The following is a 21,947-nucleotide window of genomic DNA, read 5'->3' as shown; positions in this document are numbered from 1 at the left end:
GAGTCGGAGCGCTCGATGCCACTATAAGAAAAGGGGTTTTGCCATGCGCCGGTCCTTTCGCTTCGCCAGACATGCCCTGGCGGTGGTTTGTGCTGGAGTCCTGAGTGCCCAGGTCCAGGCCAAGATGGTCGAGCTCGAGGACAGCGAGCTGTCGGACATCACCGGACAGGCCTTCATCAACCTGACCACCGACAGCAATGCCGGCATCAACTACACCCGCGTCAATCTCGGCCTGAACATCGACACCCAGCTGAACGTCAAGAAGCTGCAGCTCGGCCAGTACACCCGTCCGGGGGAGGCCGCCGGTTCGTCCGACATCCTGATCAACAACTTCGCACTGGGGACGGTGGGGCCGAACGACACGATCAACCCGTTCAAGATCTCCAATCCCTTTCTCGAACTGGCTTACGAAGGCGATCGCGTCGTCGGGGTGCGCATCGGCTTCGGTGAGGCCAAGGGTACGCTGTCCGGGGATATCCAGAGCCTGACGGGCAACATCCCGGTGCACATCAAGGGCACCGGCGATGCCATCTACGACAAGGCGACCTTCGCCCAGCGCGCCGCGCTGGTGCTTGCGGGGGTGTATCGCAGCAGTACCGTCGAGGCCGACGCCATACTGGTCAACTCCGGTGGCACGGCAGACCCGGTCAGGGGCACCATGGCCGGTATCAAGAATGGCGATGGTCTGACCTGCACCTCCGGCTGTGCCGGCGGCTGGACCGATGCCCTGCTGGGTGCCTTCGCCTCGGGCAATTGCAGCATCCTCGGCATCCAGACCTGCTTCAATCTGTCCCAGTTCCAGTCGCTGCCGGTGGGTAACACCAGCGACATGAGCAACATGCAGAACGCCGCCAAGGGCTTCTTCATCTCTCTGCAGACCCAGGACGTCGCCTGGCGAGACATGGACAGCAATGCCTTCATCACCGCGCTGCAGGGCGCGTTCATGAACCTGCCCAAGTACCGTGACGCCAACGGCAACCTGGTGTCGCCGATCAATATCGACTTCGACCAGGCCTTCAACGGTATTCCCCGGCAGGATACCTGCGTCGGTAGCGCCACTGCGGGGTGCTGAGCATGCGTAACGGGGTGCTGCTGATGGCGCTGCTCCACGCCGGAACCACGCTGGCGATGGAGCCGCTGAGCGACGCGGAAATGTCCGACGTGCAGGGCGCCGGCCTGGGCTTCGTGCTGGATCAGGTGCTGCTGGATGGTTCCGGTGCGCAGATCGTGATCAACGACATCACCGACGGTCAGGGGCGCAACGTGCCCATCTCCCTGAAGAACCTCTATCTGGGGGCCGCCGGCAGTGACAAGGGCAGCAATCTCAATCCGGTGACCATCGGCAGTCTGGACCATCCCTTCGAGCTGGAGCTGGCCAAGGGGGAGGAGCTGCGCAGTCTGCGCGACGACGGGCAGTGGGTGCAGACCACACCGAACGACATCACCGTGCTGTCACTGAAGTTCCCTGAGCGTCTCGTATCGGGCGGCAATCCTTGCATCGCCAGCTATGCCGGTGCCGGTTCCAACTGCTCGACCGGCCCCAGCGGGCGTGCTGACCTGGGCATGCGTTTCGATTTTCAGGTGTCGGCCGGACGTACCGAGATGCTGGCGCTGGACATCCATCAGTTGGTGATGGACGGCTCCTACCTGCGGCTGTGGGGTGATCCTGGGCAGAATGGCAATGGCGAGCTGGTTGGCGAGGCGCGGATCAACATCTTCGCCAAGACCCTGGAAGTGATGTCCTGCGCCCAGGCCAATTGCGATACCGCCGGCGAAACCGCTGCGCAGCGCGGCGCGCGCACCCTCTATATCACCAACGGTTACGCCAACATTGCCCTGGGTTACGGCAAGTCGCAGCCGCTGCGGTTGCGGGCGAGCGCTGACGGCCAGTTCGTGCTGGAGTTGCAGAACCCGACGGCGACCGGCACCACGGCGGCACAGCGCCAGGCCCTGGCCAGCGACTTCTATGCCAATGCGCCGCGGACCAACCTGGTGTTCGAGAACCTCACCATGGGCGGCACGCGCAGCAGCCCCACGGCGGTTCCCACCGGCGGCTACAACTTTGGCCGCAACGAGATCTCTGGGTTGAGCTTCAACTACCTGAAGGTGAGCAGCTATGACCTGCGTTAGCCGAGCGATTGCCGTGCTGGCGCTGCTTCCAGGTCTGGCGCTGGCGGAAATGCAGGCTCTGGATGACGACGCCCTGAGCGAGCTGAGCGGCCAGGGTGGCGTCTACCTCTCCGGCGAGTTCAGCATCAACAAGAACGGGGGCGTGCTCTGGGATACCCCCGTCAGCAACAACCCCGCGCAGTGGACGGCCAACCAGCGCAGCTGTGCCCTGGTCGGTGCCAGCAGCCCGGAGAGTTGCGGCATGCGGGTGGCGGTGCGCTCCGGTGCCAATGCCGGCTGGTATGTGCTGGACAACATCAAGGGCATCTTCAGTTTCGAGGGCCTGACCCTGGATACCCGCACCCTCACCAGTGCCGGCGGTGAGCGTGAGGTGCTGGCGTTGGGGCTGCCCAACGAGATTCGCTTCAAGGACGGCAACTTCGCCTTTGCCGTGGCCAGCCAGGGCGGTTGGAAGAACAAGGCGCTGAGCGCCGCCAGTGGCGGTGACCCGAGCTACCAGCAGACCACGATCTTCTCCGCCAAGATCGATGGCAGCATCCGCATGCAAGGCAGCGTGCTGGTGTTCCCGACCAACTGAGGAGGCCGTTATGCAGCGTTACGGATGGCTTTCTGCGCTGCTGCTCGGCAGCACGCCGGTCTGGTCGATGCAGGCGCTGGACGATGCCGGCCTGGCCAGTGTCAGTGGCCGTGGCGGTATCAGCATCGAAACGAGCGGTGGCGGCTGGTCCGCCGATAGCCTGGAATACCGCGAGGACGGCCAGAGCCTGCGTGTCGAAGGCATCTCCAGTCGTGCACAGCAGGCTGGCAGCCGCTCCACGACGCAGATCGACGTGATCGACGACCGCTTGCATGTCGAACACCAGGGCCGAGCGAACGAGCTGGCGGTGAACGGTATCGGTTTTGCCGGCAGCGACAGGAGCTTTGGCGCCTTCCGGGCCTTCTATACCCTGGGGGCCAGCCTACAGTTGCGCGGTGGCGGCGCCAGCGGTGTCGCCGGGTTCAGCGTCGATGACAGCCGCCTGAGCCTGGATGCGGTGACCTTCTATTACCGCGACAACGGCTTCGACCTGATCGTGCGCAACGCTTCGTTCGATGCCTACCTGAACAACGCCTATCTGGACATCGTCAGCGGCGGCAACGGCTCGGCGGTGCGGCTCGATCTGGGGGACACGCGCTTCGTCGCGCAGATTGGCGGTATCGGTCTGGATCTCGCCCATGGTGACCCTGATCCGGGTGTCGCTGCGACACCGAGTGCGCCGGATACCCGTCACGTCGACCATGCGCGCAGCTTCGGTCAGCTGGACATGGATCTGCGCCTGGGCGGCAGTGTCCGCATCGCCGGCGGCGGCGCGAGTGGCCAGGGCGTGCGCCTGATCCCCCAGATCACCATCGCCAACAGCCTGTTCCAGTACAAGGATGATGGCGTGCTGCGCGCCGAGAATTTCGCCGGAGTGCTCAGCAGCCAGAATGGCATCACCCTCGACCTGGGTGAGGACGGCAGCGGGCGCTATGCCCAGTTGGCGTTCCAGGATCTCAAGCTGAATGCCAGCCTTGGCGGGCTGATTATCGGTAACCCGAGCAATCAGAAGATCGGCAGCCTGGCCCTGGACCTGAACTTCCAGGATCAGGGCGCGCGGCAGAACTGGTTCAAGCTGCGCCCCGGCGGTGAGCCCAATTCCGGCTTGCAGGGCATCACCGCCGATGTGTCGTGGAACATGGTCAGCAGCTCGGTCTCGCTCACCGATAACGGTAACAGCATGTGGTTCAGCGGCCTGCGCACCCATGGTGTCGGTCAGCTCACGCTCGACCTGACCCGTAGCTGTGCCGGCGGCGTCAGCACCGGCTGCTACGCCGGCAGTGTCGACACGCAGCCCGGCAGTGGCGGCTATGACGGACATTTCGACGGCCTGCGCCTGGGGCTGAAGAACGTCAGCGGTGGCTACAGTTTCGATGGCCTGCGGGTCGGCGGGGCCGACGCACCGTTGCAGGGCGGTACCGAACTGCTGGTTCTGCTGGAGATCTTCCCGGCCTACGACTTCACCCTCAACGGCCAGCTTACGCTGCGTCCCGGCGGCGCCAGTGGCGACGGTGTGCGCTACAACGCCGACTTCTTCGTCACCGATGCCAACGCGGCGATCACCGTCGATGAGACCGGTCGCGGTCTGTGGCTGGCGGGTACGCGCTACGACATGCACTTTCGCGATGGGTCGCTGGACGTGACCCAGGCCGGTGTGCAATTGAGCAAGGGCACCTACTGGTCGACCCTGGATGTGCACGATGTACGCTGGGGCGACCGAGCCGCTGGACAGAGTCTCGGCCGCATCGTGCTGCGCCGCTACGAACAGGGCTCCACCCTCAGCCTCAGTTCCGGTGGCGCCGGCGCGCTGTGCGTCGGCGGCAGTGGCAGCAATGCCTCGGCGTGTGCCGCCAGCGGCGGGCGCTGGGAGGATCGCGGCAACGAAGGCCTCACCGCCGGGCTGAAGAACGTCTTCGTCCGCGATGCTTCGGGCAACCCGGCGGGGAGCGTGTCGAACAGCGAGAAGCGCAACCAGCTGATCATCGAGACGGACCGGGTGAACGGCGTCGACGGCACCGGCGCGCAACTGGTGGTGGACAACTTCTACACCTCCGATGCCAACCCCGGCGATGCCAATGCCAACAGCTACGGGGTACGGGTCGACCTCAACCTGGACGTGGCGCCGACCAGCGTCTGCGACAAGAGCACCAGCGGCTGCCCCCCGGTGTCGCCGGATCCGTTGGGCTTCGCCGTCAACGGACGGGTGCATTTCAAGGAAATCAACATCGACCGTATCCAGAACGTCCACCCGAGCGGCGGGGCGGTCACCTCCATGTACGGCATCAAGCTGCAGAACGCCGATATCCGCGCCAACCTCACCGCCACCCCCATGAACTGAAGCGGAGCCTGCAACGCATGGCCCCTGCCGCCAGGCGCTCGTCGCGGCGGTTGTCGCGGCCGAAGCCACTCGCACGGGTCAACCGGGCGCCCCGTCATACCGCTGTAACCGCGCTGTCCTAGCGTGCTCGTCCAGGCGGGCCAGCTTCCGGTCATCACCGGTTGTACAAAAAATCTCCAATGCCCTTTCGATATGCGCCGGTTATCGGCACAATTCGCGTCCACTTTTTTCCGGGGGGCAGAATGTCCCTCACTGGCTGACCTTGCTGGGGCGACGAGATGATCCAGACGCCGTACTACCTCATCGACAAACAGAAGCTGCTGGTCAACCTGGAGAAGATCGCCTACGTGCGTGAAAACTCCGGTGCCAAGGCGCTGCTGGCGCTGAAATGCTTCGCCACCTGGTCGGTCTTCGACCTGATGCAGCAGTACATGGACGGCACCACGTCGTCTTCGCTGTACGAGCTGAAACTGGGGCGGCAGAAGTTCGCGGGCGAGACCCATGCCTACAGCGTCGCGTGGGCCGACGACGAGATCGAAGAGATGGTCGCCAACTGCGACAAGATCATCTTCAACTCCATTGGCCAGTTGGAGCGTTTCGCCGAGCGGACCTCGGGCACCATCCGTGGCCTGCGCGTCAACCCGCAGGTGAGCAGCTCCGACTATCTGCTGGCCGACCCGGCGCGTCCGTTCAGCCGCCTGGGCGAGTGGGACCCGGCCAAGATCGAGACGGTCATGGGGCAGATTTCCGGCTTCATGTTCCACAACAACTGCGAGAACGGCAGTTTCGAGCTGTTCGACAAGATGCTGGGCACCATCGAGGAGCGCTTCGGTCATCTGCTCGCGCAGGTCGAGTGGGTCAGCCTCGGTGGCGGCATCCACTTCACCGGCGAGGGCTACCCGATCGATGCCTTCTGTGCGCGACTGAAGGCCTTCTCCGAGAAGTACGGCGTGCAGGTCTACCTGGAGCCGGGCGAAGCGGCGATCACCCTCAGCGCCTCGCTGGAAGTGACCGTGCTCGACACGCTGTACAACGGCAAGAACCTCGCAGTGGTCGACAGCTCCATCGAGGCGCACATGCTCGATCTGCTGATCTACCGCCTCAACGCCAAGATGGCGCCCAACGATGGCGAACACACCTACATGGTGTGCGGCAAGTCCTGCCTGGCTGGCGACATCTTCGGCGAATACCAGTTCGACAAGCCGCTGCAGATCGGTGATCGCCTGTCGTTCATCGACGCCGCCGGTTACACCATGGTCAAGAAGAACTGGTTCAACGGCCTGAAAATGCCGTCCATCGTGGTGAAACAACTCGACGGTAGCGTCGAGGTGGCTCGCCAGTTCGAGTTCGACGACTACCTGTCCAGCCTGTCGTGATATCCCCTGGGGTGGATGAGGCTTTGCTCGTCCACCCTGGTGCGGCGGTGAGGTGGACGCTGAAGCGTCGTCCACCCAACGGCTCGCACTTCCCGTGCAACGCAGTACCTATCTAGAAATGCAGTACTCAGGAGGTGAAACAATTGAAGAAGAACGTTCTTATCATTGGTGCAGGAGGTGTCGCCAAGGTGGTGGCCCACAAGTGCGCGCAGCATAACGACGAGCTGGGTCGTATTGCCATCGCGTCACGGAACATCTCCAAATGCCAGGCCATCATCGACAGCGTACAGGCCAAGGGCAGCCTCAAGCAGCCCGGCGAGATCAAGGCCTATGCACTGAACGCCCTGGACGTGGAAGCGACCAAGGCGCTGATTCGTGAAACCGAGTCGCAGATCGTCATCAACGTGGGCTCTGCCTTCCTCAACATGTCCGTGCTGCGCGCCTGTATCGATACCGGCGTGGCCTATCTGGACACCGCGATCCACGAAGACCCGAGCAAGATCTGTGAAACCCCGCCGTGGTATGGCAACTACGAGTGGAAGCACCTGGCCGAATGCCAGGACAAGGGCGTGACCGCCATCCTCGGTGTCGGCTTCGACCCGGGCGTGGTCAATTCCTATGCCGCACTGGCGCAACAGCAGTACTTCGACAAGATCGAGTCGATCGACATCCTCGACGTCAACGCCGGCTCGCACGGCAAGTACTTCGCCACCAATTTCGACCCGGAAATCAATTTCCGCGAATTCACTGGCACGGTCTACAGCTGGCAGAACAGCCAATGGACCAGCAACAGCATGTTCGAAGTCAAACGCACCGACGATCTGCCGGTGGTTGGCGTGCAGAACCTGTACCTGACCGGCCATGACGAGGTGCACTCGCTTTCCAAGCACCTCGACGTGCCGAACGTCCGTTTCTGGATGAGCTTCGGCGACCACTACATCAACGTCTTCACCGTGCTGAAGAACCTCGGCCTGCTCTCCGAGCAACCGGTCAAGACTGCCGAAGGTCTTGAAGTGGTACCGCTGAAGGTGGTCAAGGCCGTGCTGCCGGATCCGTCCTCGCTGGCGCCGGGCTACAGCGGCAAGACCTGCATCGGCGACCTGGTCAAGGGCACCAAGGATGGCCAGCCGCGCGAGCTGTTCATCTACAACGTGGCCGACCACAAGGAAGCCTACGTCGAGACCGACAGCCAGGGCATTTCCTACACCGCCGGTGTACCGCCGGTTGCCGCCGCCCTGCTGGTGGCGCGTGGCGAGTGGGACGTGTCGCGCATGGTCAACGTCGAAGAGCTGCCGGCCGAACCGTTCCTCAAGCTCCTGGATGTGATGGGCCTGCCCACCCGCATCAAGGACGAGCACGGCGATCGTCCGTGGGACCAGGCCATCTGAGCCCGTCCCCAGCATGAAAAAAGGATCGCCTCGGCGATCCTTTTTCGTTTCAGGCCAGGCTCAGAGCGTGACCACGCCCAGCAGCACGGCGGCGGCCAGCATCACCAGGCTGATTCCCCAGGCCCACAGCAGGGTGTAGCGAATGTGCCGGTACAGTTCGACCCCCGCCAGGCCGATGGCCAGGTACACGCTGGGCACCACCGGGCTGATGCCGAAGCCGGTGTTCTCGCCGATCAGCAGGGCCTTGGCCACCGCAGCCGGGTCGACCCCGGCCGCCACGGCGACGTCGCGGATCACTGGCAGCAGGGCGAAGTAGTAGGCGTCCGGGGAGAACAGCATGCCCAGCGGTACGCCGAAGGCGCCGATGATCAGGTGCAGCCAGTTCGCCGAGCCGTCTGGCAGGATGTTGATCATCCAGTGCGCCATGCCGTCGGACATCCCGGCGCCGGCCAGCACGCCGAGCAGAATGCCGGCCGCGAGCATCACCAGGGCCATCTGCATGGCGTCGCTGGCGTGACGCAGCACGGCCTGGTTCTGCTCTGCCAGGCTCGGGTAGTTGAGCCGCAGCGCGACACCGAGGCCGACCATGAAGCAGGCGAACAGCGGGAAGGCGCCGGTGAACAGGCAGGCGAGGATGATCAGGGTCAGTGCCAGGTTGGCCCAGTAGCGCCAGTGGCCGAGACTCAGCTGGCGGCTGTCGTCGGCCTGTTGCGCGGTCTCCGGCAGCGGCCCGCCGGCCACCCGGCTATCGCCGTTAATGCTGCGTTGGGCACGCAGGCCGAGAAACGCCGCCAGCGCCAGTACCAGGGCCAGACCCACCGCTTGTACCGGAATCAGCGCGATCCACAGCTGCGAGGCGTCGATGCCGGTCACCGCCGAGGCGCGTGCAGTGGTGCCGCCCCAGGGCACCATGTTCATCACCCCGGCGCTGAGCACGACCAGGCACAGGAGCATTTCGCGCGGCATGCCCAGGCGCAGGTACAGCGGCAGCAAGGCGGGAATCACCAGCAGGAAGGTGGCGGCGCCGATGCCATCGAGGTGGGTCACTGCCGTCACCGCGACGGTGACGAGTGCCACGGCCAGCGGCTTGCCGCCCGTGCTGCGCAGCAGGAAGTTGACCAGCGGGGCGAACAGGCCACGCTCGCGCATGACCCCGAAGTAGAGGATGGCGAAGATGAACAGGGTGGCCGTGGGCGCCACGGCCTTGAGCCCGTCGGTGGCGAACTTGCCGATCTCGCTCGGGGTGAAACCGGCCATGGCGCAGGCGATCACCGGCAGAGTGACGAAGGCTACCAGCGGGCTGATGCGGCGCAGCAGAATCAGGGTGACGATGAGGAACATCAGGCCGAAGCCCAGGGCGGTGATCATGATGATCTCTCCGGTGTTGTTATTGTTGGAGACAGGGTGAGAGTGCGCGCTCAGTCGGGAGGCGGCAGCCTCAGGCCGAGCAGGGCGTAACTCAGGCTCTTGCCGTGACGGTCCAGGCCGGGACTGGCATTGACGCCACCTTCCAGGGCGTTCTCCACGACGAAGTTGAAGCCGCCCAGGTTGGGCAGCGCGTAGCGTGTCACCGCGCCGATGGCGCGATGGCCCAGGCAGGCCGCCACGCGCTCGCAGGTCAGCTCGCGCTCCAGCCAGGCGTAGTGCTCGGCGGCGAAGGCGAATACCGCCACGCTGAGGGTGTTGCCCTTGTCGCCCGCGCGGGCATGGGCGTAGTCGCACAGCAGGACGTCGATCATCAGAACCACTCCAGTCGTTGTTGCACTGCTGTGCGTTCGATAAGGAAGCTGGCCGTAGCGAGCGATTCGCCGATATGCCGGCGTACCCCGCCACCGCCGGCAGGGCCGTTGGTGTAGAGCGATTCGGCATCGAGCAGCAGGCGCTCCAGCAGCGCCTTGTCGTGATCCAGGAAGCTGATGCGCAGGCGCGCGTCCTGGCAGTCGGATGCCTGTGCCAGGCGCTGCTGCAGCCACTGGCCGGCGGCATCGTTGAACAGGCTGGCGACGCCGATGACATCGATCCATGGCGTGAGTCGAGGGGCCAGCCTGGCGCAGCGTTGCAGCAGGATGTCGCGTGCCAGTGCGGCACGGGCGGCCGCGCCTGGGCCGGCGTAGGAAATCTCCGCCTCGGCGAACCACTTGCCGCGCAGGCCGATCAGCCCCTTGAGCTGCGTGGGGCGTGGTTTGCCCTGCACGCCGCTCACCTCGACCTGGTCGATGGCGACCTGGCGCACGCGCACCTGGCTCAGGTCCATGACCACGTCCGGCGTCAGGTAGGCGGCCGGATCATGCACTTCGTAGAGCAACTGTTCCTTGACCGTGCGCTCGGTGACGCAGCCGCCGGTGCCGGCCGCCTTGCCGATGACCACGCGGCCATCGGCCGCGACCGTGGCGATGGGGCAGCCGACGTTGGCCAGGTCCGGCACGTCCTTCACGCCCGGATGGGCGAAGTAGCCGCCGCTGACCTGGGTGCAGCATTCGAGCAGATGGCCGACCGCCGTGGCCTGGGCGATGCGTTGCCAGTCATCGGCCGCCCAGCCGAAGGCATGGCGCAGCGGGCCGACCGCCAGGCTGGGGTCGGCGACACGGCCGCAGAGCACGATGTCGGCCCCCTGGTCCAGTGCCTCGGTGATGCCATCGGCCCCGCTGTAGACGTTGACCGAAACCACCTCGCCATCGAGCGACGCGGGCAGCCAGCGTTGCAGCTCGATGCCGGCATCCAGCAGGTCGTCACCCAGAACGCAGGCGATGCGTGCCGCTGCGTGGCGCGTGGCGTCCAGGCGCTGGCGCAGGCGGCGGGCTGCGGCGACCGGGTTGGCGGCGCCGCCGTTGGTGATGATGGGGATGCCGGCATCCAGGCAGGTCTCCAGCACCGGCTCGAGGAAGTCGAACAGGCGCAGGGCGTAGCCACTCTGGGCGTCGTTGAGGCGGCGCAGCTGGGATTCGGCCAGGGTGCGTTCGGCCAGCAGCTCGAAGAACAGAAAGCGCCGGCCAGCGCGAGCGGCGAGGTCGTTGGCCAGGGCCAGCGCGGCATCGGGACGGTCGTTGGCGAAGCCCGCCCCGCACCCGATATGGACTGTTGTGGTCATTGTCGATCCATTTAACGGTCAGGTCTGGGGCAAGGTTGACCTGTGGCGATTTAGTTGTGAATTCGAAATGTGATATGAATTAATAAGCGTGTTTTATAAGTTGCCTCGTCATGGATATCAGCTTCCGTCAGCTTCAGGCGTTCGTCCTGATCGCCGAACAGCGCAGTTTCAGCCGCGCCGCCGAACAGATTCACCTGTCGCAACCCGCGTTGAGCTACAGCCTGCGCAAGCTCGAGGACGCCCTCGGCCTGTCGCTGCTGGCGCGCAACACGCGCAGCGTGGAGCTGACCGATGCCGGCCTGCGTTTTCTCGAGCAGGCGCGGCGCCTGCTGCGCGACATGGATAACGCCGTGCACGATGCCCGCGAGCAGTTGCATCTCGAGAGCGGTTCGCTACGCATCGCCGTGTTGCCGTCGGTGGCGATCGAGCCGTTGCCACGGGTGTTGCAGGAGTACCGGCGGCGCTATCCCGGCATCGACATCAGCCTGTGCGATGGCCGTGCCGGAGAGATCCGCCAGTGGGTGAGCGCCGCCGAGGTGGATTTCGCCATCACCTCGGCGGCGGACGATCTCGGGGCGCTGGATTTTCGGCCGCTGTACGACGACAGCCTGGTGCTGCTGGTACGTGGTTCGGCTCGCCTGCATGGCAAGGCCCTGCTGTCTGCGCTGCGCGAGCAGGACTACATCGCCACCACCCGTGACACCAGCCTGCGCGGCATGGCCGATGCCACGTTGCAGCGCATGGGCCTGCTGCGCGAGCCGGCGTGGGAGGTGGCCTACATGAGCAGCGCCGCGGCGCTGGCACGCTCCGGGCTGGGCTATGCGCTGCTGCCGGCGAGTGTCGCCGATACCTTCAACGGCGATGGCAGCCTCGCCGTGCACGTTCTGTCCGAGGCGCCCGTGCGCAGCATCGGCCTGCTACAGCGCAAGCCCTGCTACCTGAGTCCGCCGGCGCAGGCCTTCGTCACGCTGCTGCAGCAACTGACGCGGGGTGCTCAGGGACTATCCGCAGGCGTCGATTCACGCGACAATCCCACCTCTTTCAACTGACTGCACTGGATACCGCTGGTTTGAACACCGAGCTGCGCCGTCGCGCCTACCTCGATGCCATGCAGGTGGCCACCTGGCTGCCGCGTGCCGAGCTGCCTTTCGCCGCGCCGTCGCGTCAGGAACTGCTCGCGCCGCCGCCCGCTGAAGAACCGCAGCCGGCGCAGGCCGAGGCACCGCTGGCGGCCGTCGAAACGGTACGCGAGGCGCCTGCCGAGCGCCCCAGGATCGAGATTCCACGACCAGCTGCTCAGCCGCGTCAGGCGGCTGTCGAGACGCCCGTCGCCGCGCCGGAGGCGGTCGAGGAGAAGCCGGCGCGGGTCAACGTCCCGCCGCCGCGCTTCGCCCTGCAGCTGCTGCGTGCCGGCGACTGCGCGCTGCTGGTGGAGCTGCCCACTGGCGAGCCCTTCCAGAGCCGTGACCCGGCCTACATTCTGCTCAAGGACCTGCTGCGTGCCGCCGGCCTGCCGGACAGCCCGCAGCTGCTGGGCGAGCCGGTGCGCTGGCCGCTGCTGGTGCGCGGCAACATGGACCAGGGCCCGCAGGCGGCGCTGGAGTTCGTGCAGAGCTTCGTCGCGGCACGCCTGGAAGAGCAGCCAAGCACCTGCCTCTGGCTGGTCGGCCTGCCGGCCATTCGCTTCGCCGGTGAAGCTGACGAGCACAGCTACAACCGCGAGTTGCAGATCGATGGCCTTGGCGCCTGCTGGGCGTTGCCGGGCCTGGAGCTGCTGATGGAAGAGCCCACGCGCAAGCGCGAACTGTGGCAGGCCATGCGGCGTGTCCGGCAGCGCTGGCTGGCACCTGCTCGTTCCTGAGAATCCCACCTTTGCGCCCGAGTGACGCCCCATGAGCGATGCGATTTCCTTCCGCCCGATGACCGAGGCGGATCTCGATGCCGTGCTGAAAGTGGAGTACGCCGCCTTCAGCCACCCGTGGACGCGCGGCATCTTCAGCGACGCGCTGAAGTCCTACAACTGCTGGCTGATGTTCGAAGGCGGGCAGCAGGTCGGTCATGGCGTGATCAACCTGATCCTCGATGAAGCGCACCTGCTCAACATCACCGTCAAGCCCGAAAGCCAGGGCCGTGGCCTGGGGCTGTGTCTGCTCGAGCACCTGATGAAGGAAGCTCACGAGCTGGGCGGGCGCGAGTGCTTCCTCGAAGTGCGCGCCAGCAACCAGGCGGCCTACCGCCTGTACGAGCGTTTCGGCTTCAACGAAGTGGGGCGCCGCCGCGACTACTACCCGGCCGTGGGTGGTCGCGAAGACGCCCTGGTGATGGCCTGCACCCTGGTCGAGTGAGACGTTTCGGCGTCGCCGTTCAGCCGGGATGCCCGTCCAGCCGCGCCCGGCACAGCATGGGCGCGTAGTTCAGGCTGAACAGGGCGAACGCCATCCCCCAGCACAGCGCCGCCAGCCACAGCCAGTCGCCGCCGGCCGCGACCCGGAGCAGTGCACCCAGGTTGAGCAGGGCGAAGGCCCAGGCCATGGCCCTGGGAGGCTGCAGCGGACGCCCGGTATGCCCGAGGCTGACCCGCGCCATCATCGCCAGGATCAACCCACCCATCGCCCCCACTGCCAGTGCGTGGCTGGCCAGGCTGGCCTGAGGCAGCCAGCCCAGGTGCCAGGCTGCCATGCCGAGGGCGGCCAGCAGCAGCCAGGCATAGGCCAGGTGCAGCGACCAGAGCAACGGCACGCGCCAGATGCCGGGCAGGTACCAGCGCCACAGGCGCAGGCCGTGCAGCGTGGCCAAGCCGACGAACAGCGTGGCCAGCCAGGGCTGCGCCTGCAGGCCGTATCCGTTGGCATTCAGCGCGGCGGCCAGCACGCCGCCGAGCAGCAGCGCGCGGTCCTGCCAGGGATGGGGAGCGAAGGCTTCGCTGCGGCCCAGGCCGCGCTGGGTGAAGAAGGGGATCACCCGCCCGCCGATCAGGCTCAGCAGCACGGCGATCAGCCACAGGGCGGCCAGTGCCCCGCGACGTTGCAGGTCGTCGTCGCCCTGCGCCAGGCCGGCGAGGGTCAGTGACTGGCACAGGGCGAGCAGGGCCAGCACCAGCAGGATCGGGTAGTTGTTGCGCTGCCTGGCGCTGATCAGCTGGCGCGCCATCTGCGCGATGAACAGGCCGACGAAGGCCAGTTGCAGGCCGATCAGGACAGCCGGCGGCACGGGCACGAACCAGGCCAGGCGTGCAGCCAGCCACAGCCCGAACAGGGCGATCAGTGGCCGCCCGCTGAGACCGGGGCGCCCCGTCCAGTTCTGTACGGCCGTAAGCAGGAAGCCGGCGATGATCGCCAGGGCGAAGCCGAACGGCATCTCGTGGCGGTGCCAGGCCAGCATGCCGCCGGGCACCGCCACGAGGCTCACCGCACCCTGCAAGGCCAGGGCCCAGAGGGCGATGGCGAGCAGGGCGAAGACGGCTCCGGCGAGGAAGAAGGCGCGAAAGCCCAGGCGCCAGAGCGGCAGCACCGCCAGCGCCTGTTTGCGATCAAGCAACTGCATGCGTACCCGCTCCTTCTGCCAGCCGCGCCTGAGCGATCAGGCGCAGCACGTAGCCGATCTTCAGCACGCTCGGGCCGATCAGCGTCAGGCTGTGTGCCAGTACCAGCGCGGCCAGGTTCAGCTGCTTGTCCAGGCCGTAGGCCGCGACCAGGCCCAGGATCAGAAGCAGCAGGCCGGCCCAGAGCAGGCGGGTGGACAGCAGCAGGATCTGTAAGGGTGGAAGATTGAGCGGGTACATGATTCACCTCCTGATCGATCAGCTGTCCAGTGCCGAAGCCGGGCCGAAGAACTCGTAGCGGCTCTGTTCATCCGGTACGCCCAGTGCCTGCAGATGGCGCTTGACCTGGGCCATGAAGGGTTTGGGGCCGAGGAAGTAGGCGTCCAGGTCGCGTTCGGCGGGCAACCACTGCTCGAGCAGCTCCTGGCTGAGGTAGCCGGTGGCATCGGCCTGGTCAGCGGCGCCTGGCTCGCTGTAGCAGACGTAGTGGCGGATCTGCGGGTGCTCGGCGACCTGGGCGTCGACCCAGTCGCGGAAGGCGTGCACGTCCGCATTGCGCGCGCAGTGGATGAAATGGATGGGCCGCCCGGAGTGGCGCGCCGCGTCGAGCATCGCCAGCGCCGGCGTGATGCCCACGCCGGCAGTGATCAGCGCCAGCGGTTTGTCCGACTCGCTCAGGGAGAAGTCGCCGGCAGGTGGGAACAGGTCCAGCTCATCGCCTATCTGGACGTTGTCGTGCAGGTGGTTGGAAACGCGCCCGCCCACTTCGCGCTTGACGCTGATGCGGTACTCGCGGCCGTTGGCCAGGGCCGACAGCGAATAGTTGCGGCGGACCTCCTCGCCGTCCAGCAGCAGGCGCATGCCGATGTACTGGCCCGGCAGGTAGTCGAGCAGGGGCCCGCCATCGACCGGTACCAGGTGGAAGGAGGTGATCTCGTCGCTCTCGCCGACCTTGCGAGCCACCCGGAAACGGCGCGCACCACGCCAGCCGCCGGGGGCTGCTGCGTTCTGCTGGTACAGCTGTTCCTCGGCGCCGATGAAGATGTCGGCCAGTTGCTGGTAGGCCACGGCCCAGGCGTCGATCACCGCATCGGTGGCGACTTCGGCACCCAGCACTTCGCGGATAGCGCGCAGCAGGCAGCCACCGACGATAGGGTAGTGCTCCGGCAGGATCTGCAGGGCGACGTGCTTGTTCACCACCTGCTTGACCAGCGGTCCCAGGGCCTCGAGGCGGTCGATGTGACGGGCGTACATGAGCACGCCGTTGGCCAGGGCGCGGGGCTGATCGCCGCTGGCCTGATGGGCCTGGTTGAACAGCGGGCGCACCTGCGGAAACTCGCTGAGCATCATCCGGTAGAAGTGAGTGGTCAGCGCTTCGCCGCCGCTTTCCAGAAGCGGGACGGTGGCTTTGATCAGGTCGCGTTGGGTGGTGGTGAGCATGGGGAGGGTCTCCGCAAGGCAAATAAAGGCGCCGGGGTGGCTCGTCTGGCCATTGCCGACGTGCTAGCGTTAGCGCTCTATTCATTCCATTAAGCGTGCCATTTGTTTTGTTCTTATAAATCAATGGCTTATATGTTTTGCGGTATTTATGACAGCAACTCTTCTTGTGTCATAAAGACTTCTGGTAGTCGATATGACCACTAATCCCTTGCTCGAAACGCTGATCCCCCTGGTCGCCGACCTGTCCCGCGAACTGGACGATGGCGAGCGCTACCGGCGCTTGCTGGCCGCACTGCGCCGGCTGTTCCCCTGCGATGCGGTGGCGCTGCTCAAGTTCGATGGCGAACTGCTGTTGCCGGTGGCGGTGGAGGGGCTGAGTGCCGATACCCTGGGGCGGCGTTTCAGGATCAGTGAGCATCCCCGCCTGGCGGCACTGGTGGAACATCGTGGCCCGACCCGTTTCGCCGCCGACTGTGGCTTGCCCGACCCCTACGATGGGCTGGTCGACGGCCTGCACGGTCACCTGGAGGTGCACGACTGCCTGGGCTGTCCGCTGTACCTGGATGATCAGCTGTGGGGCCTGCTGACGCTGGACGCGCTCGACCCTTCGAGTTTCGCGCGCGTCGACCTGGACAGCCTGGATGCGTTCGCCAGCCTGGCGGCCGCCACGGTCAAGGCCAGCGAGCGCATCAGCGGCCTGGCCCAGCGCGTCGAGACCGAGCGCCAGCTCACCGAGCTGTACAAGCAGGCACGCCAGCAACCGCGCGAGCTGGTGGGGCAGAGTGCGGCGTTGCGCAAGCTGCAGGATGAGATTCGCCTGGTGGGCGACAGCCCGCTCACTGTGTTGATCACCGGCGAAACCGGCGTCGGCAAGGAGCTGGTGGCCGAAGCCATTCATGCCGCGTCACCGCGTGCGCGGCGGCCGCTGGTCAGCCTCAACTGCGCTGCGCTGCCCGATTCGCTGGTGGAAAGCGAGCTGTTCGGCCACGTGCGTGGCGCCTTCTCCGGCGCGGTGAACGAGCGCAGTGGCAAGTTCGAGCTGGCCGACGGCGGCAGCCTGTTCCTCGACGAGGTCGGCGAGCTGCCACTGGCGGTGCAGGCCAAGCTGTTGCGCGTGTTGCAGAGCGGGCAGCTGCAGCGGGTCGGTTCGGACCGCGAGCATCGTGTCGATGTGCGGGTGATCGCCGCTACCAACCGTGACCTCGCCGCCGAGGTGCGCGCCGGGCGTTTCCGTGCCGATCTGTACCACCGCCTGAGTGTCTACCCGCTGCCTGTGCCGCCGCTGCGTGAGCGCGGCCGTGACGTGCTGCTGCTGGCGGGGTACTTCCTCGAAGAGAATCGCGCGCGTCTCGGCTTGCGCAGCCTGCGTTTGGCGGCCGAGGCACAGAAGGCGCTGCTGGCGCATGACTGGCCGGGCAACGTGCGCGAGCTGGAGCATCTGGTGGGCCGCGCCGCGATCAAGGCGCTGGCGCGGCATGACGAGCGGCCGCGCATTCTCAGCCTGGAGGTTCAGGACCTGGACCTGCCGACGGGCGCGGTGAACAGCGCCGTGGAGGCGACGCTGGCCAGTGCAGAGCCGGTGCCGGCAGGCCTGGAGCTGCGCACGGCGGTGGACGCCTTCCAGCGCCAGCTGATCGAACAGTGCCTGGCGCGTCATCACGGCAAGTGGGCCGATGCGGCGCGTGAGCTGGGGGTGGATCGAGCCAACCTCAGCCGCCTGGCCAAGCGCCTGGGCATTCGCTAGCAGGCTGCTAAGTCGGGGTCGATGCTCGGCGTGGCCCGGATGCTTCCGGGGGCAGGGCGTCGGGTTGCACCTGGCTAAAGCTCGAACACCAGTGCCTTCAGGCCGCTTTCCGGCGAGATGTCGGGAAACTCCGGCGGGTTGTCCAGGCGCTCGACGAAACGCAGCTGTGGCGCCTCGGCGGCCATGCCGGCGATGAGGAAGTCCGGGCCGGTGTCCGGGTCATTGACGCAGGCCAGTACCGTACCCCGTTCGCCGAGCAGCTCCGGCAGGCGACGGAGGATGCGGGCGTAGTCCTGGGTGAGGGCGAAGCTGCCTTTCTGGAAGCTCGGCGGGTCGATGATGATCAGGTCGTAAGGCCCGCTCTTGCGCACCTTGCCCCAGGATTTGAACAACTCGTGGCCGAGAAACTCCACCTGGCTCAGGTCGTGCTGGTTGAGGCGGTGATTGTCGCGTCCACGGGTCAGGGCGGCGCGCGCCATGTCCAGGTTGACCACCCGCGTCGCACCGCCGGCAATGGCTGCCACGGAGAAACCGCAGGTGTAGGCGAACAGGTTGAGCACGCGCTTGCCGGCCGCCTGCTGGCGCACCCACTGGCGGCCCAGGCGCATGTCGAGGAATAGGCCGCTGTTCTGCTTGCTGCCCAGGTCGAGCAGGTAGCGCAGGCCGTCCTCGCGGATCGTCCACTGCGCCTGCTCCTCGCCGGCCAGCCATTCGCTCTCGCTGCCGTGCACGTAGCGGTGCTGCAGCAGCAGGCCACGGGCGCCGCTGGCCTGCCACTCTGGCGTGTCCAGCAGTTCCAGCAGCAGCGGGCGCAGGGCGGCATCCGGCTCGCGGAACAGCATGACCAGGACGATGCCCGACAGCCAGTCGACGGTGATCTGCTCCAACCCCGGCCAGCAACGGCCACGGCCATGGAACAGCCGCCGGGTCTCGTCGCCGGGCGGGTTGTGCAGCGCCTGCAACAGGTGCTGGCGCAGGGTGGCGAGGGGCGCGTCAGTCATCGCGGGTCAGCACTTCCAGCAGTTCGATCTCGAAGGTCAGGTCGGCGTTGGCAGGAATCGAGCCGACGCTGCGTTCGCCGTAACCCAGGTGCGCCGGCACCTGCAGCTTGCGCTTGCCACCGACCTGCATGCCCATCAGGCCCTGGTCCCAGCCCTTGATCACCCGCCCGGTGCCGATCACGCACTGGAACGGCTTGCCGCGCGAGAAGGACGAGTCGAACTCGCTGCCGTCGGCCAGCCAGCCACGGTACTGGGTGGTGATCAGGGCGCCCTTGACCACGGCCTTGCCGTCGCCGGGTTGCAGGTCTTCGATGATCAGTTCGTTGCTCATGTCGGGGTTTCCTTGCGGTGACGATTCTGACTGGCCTGCACCGAGCGTTCGGCAGGCACGCGCAGTTGCCTCAGCAGGTAGTCGGCGAATGCCGGCGCATAGCCCTGCCGGGCGATGGCGCCGGCCATGCAGCTCAGCCAGCTCTCGGCCAGGGCCTGGTCAATCGGCCACTGCGAATGGAAGGCCGGAATGCTGATGCTGCCGTATTTCTCGGCGAACAGGCGCGGCCCGCCCAGCCAGCCGCTGAGAAAGCACGCCAGCTTGTCCCGCGACGCGCTCAGGTCGGCCGGATGCAGGGCGCGCAGGGCAGCGGCCTCGGGACGTTGGTCCATCAACCGGTAGAAGTCGTCGACCAGCCGGCGCAGGCCGTCGATACCGCCGGCAGCCTGGTAGGACGCGTCGAGAGTGCCGTAGGGCAGGGTGTCGCTCATGCGCGCCTCCTGAAAAGGCGCCATTGTAACCGCTGGCGTAGAATGGTCGGCCATTTGAAGTGCACGCCCTGTGGGAGGCGCTTTAGCGGCGACGGTCGCGGCTCAAGCCCCTCCCACACGTAGCACGTAAGCACCGAGTTTGAATCCGCAGCCCATTCCCGATGACCCAACCCCAGCAAGGCTTCGTGCTCAGCCGCCATTGGCGCGATACGCCGCAAGGCACCGAGGTGGCGTTCTGGCTGGCGACCGACGCCGGCCCGCTACAGGTGCGCCTGCCGTTGCAGGAGTCGGTGGCGTTCATTCCAGTCGAGCAGCGCGCCTGGGCCGAGCCGTTGCTGCGCAATGAACAGGGCGCCGAGTTGCGCGAGCTGGCCCTGCGTGATTTCCGCCAGCGCCCGGTGCTGGGCCTGTACTGCCGTCAGTACCGCCAGTTGCTGCAACTGGAGAAGAAGCTGCGCCAGGTCGGCGTGGATGTCTACGAGGCCGATATCCGTCCGCCGGAGCGTTACCTGATGGAACGCTTCATCACCGCCAGCGTCGCCTTCGAGGGGGTCGAACAGGCGGACGGCAGCCTGCTGTGCAAGTCGCTCAGGCCGGCCGCCGACTACCGCCCGCGCCTGCGCCTGGTCTCGCTGGATATCGAGACCAGCGCCCGTGGCGAGCTGTACTCCATCGCCCTGGAGGGCTGTGGCCAGCGTCAGGTCTACATGCTCGGCCCGGCCAACGGTGACGCCAGCGGCGTCGACTTCGACCTCGCCTACTGCGACAGCCGCAAGGCGCTGCTCGAGTGCCTGAATGCCTGGCTGGAGCGGCATGACCCCGACGCCATCATCGGCTGGAACCTGGTGCAGTTCGACCTGCGCGTGCTGCGCGAGCACGCCGAGCAGCTCAAGGTGCCGCTGCGCCTGGGGCGTGGTGGCGACGTGCTCGGCTGGCGTCAGCACAACAGCAGCCAGCACTACTTCGCCGAGGCGGCCGGGCGGTTGATCATCGATGGCATCGAAGCCTTGCGCTCGGCCACCTGGAGCTTCCCTTCGTTCAGCCTGGAGTCGGTGGCGCAGACCCTGCTGGGCGAAGGCAAGGCGATCGACACACCCTATGCACGCATGGACGAGATCCAGCGCATGTTCGACGAGGACAGGCCGGCGCTGGCGCACTACAACCTCAAGGACTGCGAGCTGGTCACGCGCATCTTCGCCCACACCGAGCTGCTCGCCTTCCTGCTGGAACGCTCCAGCGTCACCGGCCTGGCCGCCGATCGCAGTGGCGGCTCGGTCGCGGCGTTCACCCATCTGTACCTGCCGCCGATGCATCGCCTCGGCTTCGTCGCGCCCAACCTCGGCGACATCCGCGGCGAGAACAGCCCGGGCGGTTTCGTCATGGATTCGCGTCCGGGGCTCTACGACTCGGTGCTGGTGCTGGATTACAAGAGCCTGTATCCGTCGATCATCCGCAGCTTCCTGATCGACCCGGTGGGGCTGGTCGAAGGCCTGCAGCGCCCGGACGACGCGCATTCGGTGGAAGGCTTTCGCGGCGCGCGCTTCTCGCGCACGCAGCACTGCCTGCCGAGCATCGTCGAGCGCGTGTGGCAGGGGCGCGAGACGGCCAAGCGCGACGGCAATGCGGCGCTGTCGCAGGCGCTGAAGATCATCATGAACGCCTTCTACGGTGTGCTTGGCTCCAGTGGCTGCCGCTTCTTCGACCCGCGCCTGGCGTCGTCCATCACCCTGCGCGGGCACCAGATCATGAAACGCACCCGCGAGCTGATCGAGGCCGAGGGGCACGCGGTGATCTATGGCGATACCGACTCCACCTTCGTCTGGCTCGGTCGGGCGCATGACGAGGACGAGGCGGCGCGCATCGGCCGCGCGCTGGTGGCCCGCGTGAATGCCTGGTGGCGCGAGCACCTGCAGCACGCGTACGGGCTGGACAGTGCGCTGGAGCTGCAGTTCGAGACCCACTACCGGCGCTTTCTGATGCCCACCATCCGTGGCACCGAAGAGGGCAGCAAGAAGCGCTATGCCGGCCTGGTGCGCGACGCCGCTGGCGCCGAGCGCATGGTGTTCAAGGGCCTGGAAACGGTGCGCACCGACTGGTCGCCGCTGGCGCAGCGCTTCCAGCAGGAGCTGTACCGGCTGGTCTTCGCCGGCGAGCCCTACGAGGCGTACGTGCGCGACTACGTCGAGCGCACCCTGGACGGTGAGCTGGATGAACTGCTGGTCTATCGCAAGCGCCTGCGCCGGCGCCTCGACGACTACCAGCGCAACGTGCCGCCGCACGTGCGCGCCGCGCGCCTGGCCGACGAGCACAACCAGCACCTGGGCAGGCCGCTGCAGTACCAGCGCGGCGGCTGGATCAGCTACCTGATCACCAGGGGCGGGCCGCAACCGCTGGAGCGCCTGCTGTCACCCGTCGACTACGAGCATTACATCAGCCGCCAGCTGAAGCCGGTGGCCGATGCCATCCTGCCGTTCGTCGGTGGCGACTTCGAGCGCCTGCTGGACGGGCAGTACAGGCTGTTCTGAGTGCTGCTGGCGGGCGTCTCCCGCGCGTGACGCGGAT

At 66.4% G+C, this 21,947-nt stretch carries 20 protein-coding genes; 11 read left to right on the top strand and 9 right to left on the bottom strand.

What is annotated here, in order from left to right:
• Window positions 1-43: 43 nt before the first annotated feature.
• From EWH21_RS19535 to EWH21_RS19510, 6 genes are all read left to right on the top strand, one after another.
• On the top strand, window positions 44-1,072 hold the full coding sequence (locus EWH21_RS19535) for a DUF6160 family protein (protein ID WP_277699117.1): 1,029 nt from the start codon (window positions 44-46) through the stop codon (window positions 1,070-1,072).
• A 2-nt stretch (window positions 1,073-1,074) separates the two neighbouring features.
• On the top strand, window positions 1,075-2,130 hold the full coding sequence (locus EWH21_RS19530; protein ID WP_256662998.1) for a hypothetical protein: 1,056 nt from the start codon (window positions 1,075-1,077) through the stop codon (window positions 2,128-2,130).
• Complete coding sequence (locus tag EWH21_RS19525; protein ID WP_277699116.1) at window positions 2,117-2,707, top strand: DUF6160 family protein; 591 nt, start codon at window positions 2,117-2,119, stop codon at window positions 2,705-2,707. Before EWH21_RS19530 ends, EWH21_RS19525 begins: the two co-directional genes overlap by 14 nt.
• Window positions 2,708-2,717: 10 nt before the next feature.
• Window positions 2,718-5,045 (top strand): DUF6160 family protein, encoded by a 2,328-nt coding sequence (locus tag EWH21_RS19520; RefSeq protein ID WP_277699115.1) that lies wholly within the window; start codon window positions 2,718-2,720, stop codon window positions 5,043-5,045.
• A 278-nt stretch (window positions 5,046-5,323) separates the two neighbouring features.
• The gene (locus EWH21_RS19515) at window positions 5,324-6,421 is read left to right on the top strand and encodes a carboxynorspermidine decarboxylase (RefSeq protein WP_152489493.1); all 1,098 of its coding nucleotides are present in this window, start codon (window positions 5,324-5,326) and stop codon (window positions 6,419-6,421) included.
• Window positions 6,422-6,564: 143 nt separating this feature from the next.
• Window positions 6,565-7,809: a saccharopine dehydrogenase family protein gene (locus EWH21_RS19510; protein WP_037055960.1), complete on the top strand. Its 1,245-nt coding sequence runs from the start codon at window positions 6,565-6,567 to the stop codon at window positions 7,807-7,809.
• A gap of 60 nt (window positions 7,810-7,869) precedes the next feature.
• On the opposite strand, the gene EWH21_RS19505 is transcribed toward EWH21_RS19510, so the two are convergent.
• The 3 genes from EWH21_RS19505 to EWH21_RS19495 are packed head-to-tail and all read right to left on the bottom strand — an operon-like array spanning window position 7,870 to window position 10,897.
• Window positions 7,870-9,177 carry a citrate:proton symporter gene (locus EWH21_RS19505; RefSeq protein ID WP_277699114.1) on the bottom strand — a complete coding sequence of 436 codons (1,308 nt, stop codon included), beginning with the start codon at window positions 9,175-9,177 and terminating at the stop codon, window positions 7,870-7,872.
• A gap of 50 nt (window positions 9,178-9,227) precedes the next feature.
• Window positions 9,228-9,548: a hypothetical protein gene (locus tag EWH21_RS19500; RefSeq protein ID WP_175253872.1), complete on the bottom strand. Its 321-nt coding sequence runs from the start codon at window positions 9,546-9,548 to the stop codon at window positions 9,228-9,230.
• The gene (locus EWH21_RS19495) at window positions 9,548-10,897 is read right to left on the bottom strand and encodes an acyclic terpene utilization AtuA family protein (RefSeq protein WP_277699113.1); all 1,350 of its coding nucleotides are present in this window, start codon (window positions 10,895-10,897) and stop codon (window positions 9,548-9,550) included. The genes EWH21_RS19500 and EWH21_RS19495 overlap by 1 nt, the downstream gene beginning before the upstream one ends.
• A gap of 110 nt (window positions 10,898-11,007) precedes the next feature.
• Between EWH21_RS19495 and EWH21_RS19490 the strand changes: the two genes are divergently transcribed.
• Genes EWH21_RS19490 through rimI form a run of 3 tightly spaced genes read left to right on the top strand, consistent with a single transcriptional unit; the run spans window position 11,008 to window position 13,242 of the window.
• Window positions 11,008-11,946 carry a LysR family transcriptional regulator gene (locus EWH21_RS19490; protein WP_277699112.1) on the top strand — a complete coding sequence of 313 codons (939 nt, stop codon included), beginning with the start codon at window positions 11,008-11,010 and terminating at the stop codon, window positions 11,944-11,946.
• 20 nt (window positions 11,947-11,966) lie between these two features.
• Complete coding sequence (locus tag EWH21_RS19485; protein WP_277699111.1) at window positions 11,967-12,758, top strand: energy transducer TonB; 792 nt, start codon at window positions 11,967-11,969, stop codon at window positions 12,756-12,758.
• A gap of 31 nt (window positions 12,759-12,789) precedes the next feature.
• Window positions 12,790-13,242 (top strand): ribosomal protein S18-alanine N-acetyltransferase, encoded by a 453-nt coding sequence (gene rimI / locus EWH21_RS19480; RefSeq protein ID WP_134678217.1) that lies wholly within the window; start codon window positions 12,790-12,792, stop codon window positions 13,240-13,242.
• A gap of 19 nt (window positions 13,243-13,261) precedes the next feature.
• On the opposite strand, the gene EWH21_RS19475 is transcribed toward rimI, so the two are convergent.
• From EWH21_RS19475 to hmpA, 3 genes are read right to left on the bottom strand one after another with little or no spacing between them, the layout of a single operon-like run.
• Complete coding sequence (locus EWH21_RS19475) at window positions 13,262-14,440, bottom strand: NnrS family protein (RefSeq protein ID WP_277699110.1); 1,179 nt, start codon at window positions 14,438-14,440, stop codon at window positions 13,262-13,264.
• A complete protein-coding gene (locus EWH21_RS19470; RefSeq protein ID WP_134678219.1) occupies window positions 14,427-14,678 on the bottom strand; it encodes a transmembrane sensor/regulator PpyR in 252 nt (83 codons plus the stop codon). The genes EWH21_RS19475 and EWH21_RS19470 overlap by 14 nt, the downstream gene beginning before the upstream one ends.
• A gap of 18 nt (window positions 14,679-14,696) precedes the next feature.
• Complete coding sequence (gene hmpA / locus EWH21_RS19465) at window positions 14,697-15,878, bottom strand: NO-inducible flavohemoprotein (RefSeq protein WP_277699109.1); 1,182 nt, start codon at window positions 15,876-15,878, stop codon at window positions 14,697-14,699.
• 193 nt (window positions 15,879-16,071) lie between these two features.
• Between hmpA and norR the strand changes: the two genes are divergently transcribed.
• On the top strand, window positions 16,072-17,622 hold the full coding sequence (gene norR / locus EWH21_RS19460) for a nitric oxide reductase transcriptional regulator NorR (protein ID WP_277699108.1): 1,551 nt from the start codon (window positions 16,072-16,074) through the stop codon (window positions 17,620-17,622).
• A gap of 74 nt (window positions 17,623-17,696) precedes the next feature.
• On the opposite strand, the gene EWH21_RS19455 is transcribed toward norR, so the two are convergent.
• The 3 genes from EWH21_RS19455 to EWH21_RS19445 are packed head-to-tail and all read right to left on the bottom strand — an operon-like array spanning window position 17,697 to window position 19,385.
• A complete protein-coding gene (locus EWH21_RS19455) occupies window positions 17,697-18,623 on the bottom strand; it encodes a class I SAM-dependent methyltransferase (RefSeq protein WP_179554814.1) in 927 nt (308 codons plus the stop codon).
• Complete coding sequence (locus EWH21_RS19450) at window positions 18,616-18,954, bottom strand: FKBP-type peptidyl-prolyl cis-trans isomerase (RefSeq protein WP_037055976.1); 339 nt, start codon at window positions 18,952-18,954, stop codon at window positions 18,616-18,618. The genes EWH21_RS19455 and EWH21_RS19450 overlap by 8 nt, the downstream gene beginning before the upstream one ends.
• The gene (locus tag EWH21_RS19445) at window positions 18,951-19,385 is read right to left on the bottom strand and encodes a group II truncated hemoglobin (RefSeq protein WP_277699107.1); all 435 of its coding nucleotides are present in this window, start codon (window positions 19,383-19,385) and stop codon (window positions 18,951-18,953) included. The genes EWH21_RS19450 and EWH21_RS19445 overlap by 4 nt, the downstream gene beginning before the upstream one ends.
• Before the next feature lie 161 nt (window positions 19,386-19,546).
• Between EWH21_RS19445 and EWH21_RS19440 the strand changes: the two genes are divergently transcribed.
• Window positions 19,547-21,910 (top strand): DNA polymerase II, encoded by a 2,364-nt coding sequence (locus EWH21_RS19440; protein WP_277699106.1) that lies wholly within the window; start codon window positions 19,547-19,549, stop codon window positions 21,908-21,910.
• Window positions 21,911-21,947 lie beyond the last annotated feature (37 nt).

The sequence above is a fragment of the Pseudomonas sp. REST10 genome, assembly GCF_029542605.1.
Classification (GTDB): Bacteria; Pseudomonadota; Gammaproteobacteria; order Pseudomonadales; family Pseudomonadaceae; genus Aquipseudomonas; species Aquipseudomonas khazarica.
This window is presented reverse-complemented; position numbering and strand designations above follow the sequence as displayed.

Bases quoted from the DNA above. Each gene is read 5' to 3' on its own strand.
- EWH21_RS19450 (WP_037055976.1), bottom strand. From the start codon at position 18,954: ATGAGCAACGAACTGATCATCGAAGACCTGCAACCCGGCGACGGCAAG.
- EWH21_RS19535 (WP_277699117.1), top strand. From the start codon at position 44: ATGCGCCGGTCCTTTCGCTTCGCCAGACATGCCCTGGCGGTGGTTTGT.
- hmpA (WP_277699109.1), bottom strand. From the start codon at position 15,878: ATGCTCACCACCACCCAACGCGACCTGATCAAAGCCACCGTCCCGCTT.
- EWH21_RS19525 (WP_277699116.1), top strand. From the start codon at position 2,117: ATGACCTGCGTTAGCCGAGCGATTGCCGTGCTGGCGCTGCTTCCAGGT.
- EWH21_RS19445 (WP_277699107.1), bottom strand. From the start codon at position 19,385: ATGAGCGACACCCTGCCCTACGGCACTCTCGACGCGTCCTACCAGGCT.
- norR (WP_277699108.1), top strand. From the start codon at position 16,072: ATGACCACTAATCCCTTGCTCGAAACGCTGATCCCCCTGGTCGCCGAC.
- EWH21_RS19455 (WP_179554814.1), bottom strand. From the start codon at position 18,623: ATGACTGACGCGCCCCTCGCCACCCTGCGCCAGCACCTGTTGCAGGCG.
- EWH21_RS19520 (WP_277699115.1), top strand. From the start codon at position 2,718: ATGCAGCGTTACGGATGGCTTTCTGCGCTGCTGCTCGGCAGCACGCCG.
- EWH21_RS19440 (WP_277699106.1), top strand. From the start codon at position 19,547: ATGACCCAACCCCAGCAAGGCTTCGTGCTCAGCCGCCATTGGCGCGAT.
- EWH21_RS19515 (WP_152489493.1), top strand. From the start codon at position 5,324: ATGATCCAGACGCCGTACTACCTCATCGACAAACAGAAGCTGCTGGTC.
- EWH21_RS19505 (WP_277699114.1), bottom strand. From the start codon at position 9,177: ATGATCACCGCCCTGGGCTTCGGCCTGATGTTCCTCATCGTCACCCTG.
- EWH21_RS19490 (WP_277699112.1), top strand. From the start codon at position 11,008: ATGGATATCAGCTTCCGTCAGCTTCAGGCGTTCGTCCTGATCGCCGAA.
- EWH21_RS19495 (WP_277699113.1), bottom strand. From the start codon at position 10,897: ATGACCACAACAGTCCATATCGGGTGCGGGGCGGGCTTCGCCAACGAC.
- rimI (WP_134678217.1), top strand. From the start codon at position 12,790: ATGAGCGATGCGATTTCCTTCCGCCCGATGACCGAGGCGGATCTCGAT.
- EWH21_RS19500 (WP_175253872.1), bottom strand. From the start codon at position 9,548: ATGATCGACGTCCTGCTGTGCGACTACGCCCATGCCCGCGCGGGCGAC.
- EWH21_RS19530 (WP_256662998.1), top strand. From the start codon at position 1,075: ATGCGTAACGGGGTGCTGCTGATGGCGCTGCTCCACGCCGGAACCACG.
- EWH21_RS19475 (WP_277699110.1), bottom strand. From the start codon at position 14,440: ATGCAGTTGCTTGATCGCAAACAGGCGCTGGCGGTGCTGCCGCTCTGG.
- EWH21_RS19470 (WP_134678219.1), bottom strand. From the start codon at position 14,678: ATGTACCCGCTCAATCTTCCACCCTTACAGATCCTGCTGCTGTCCACC.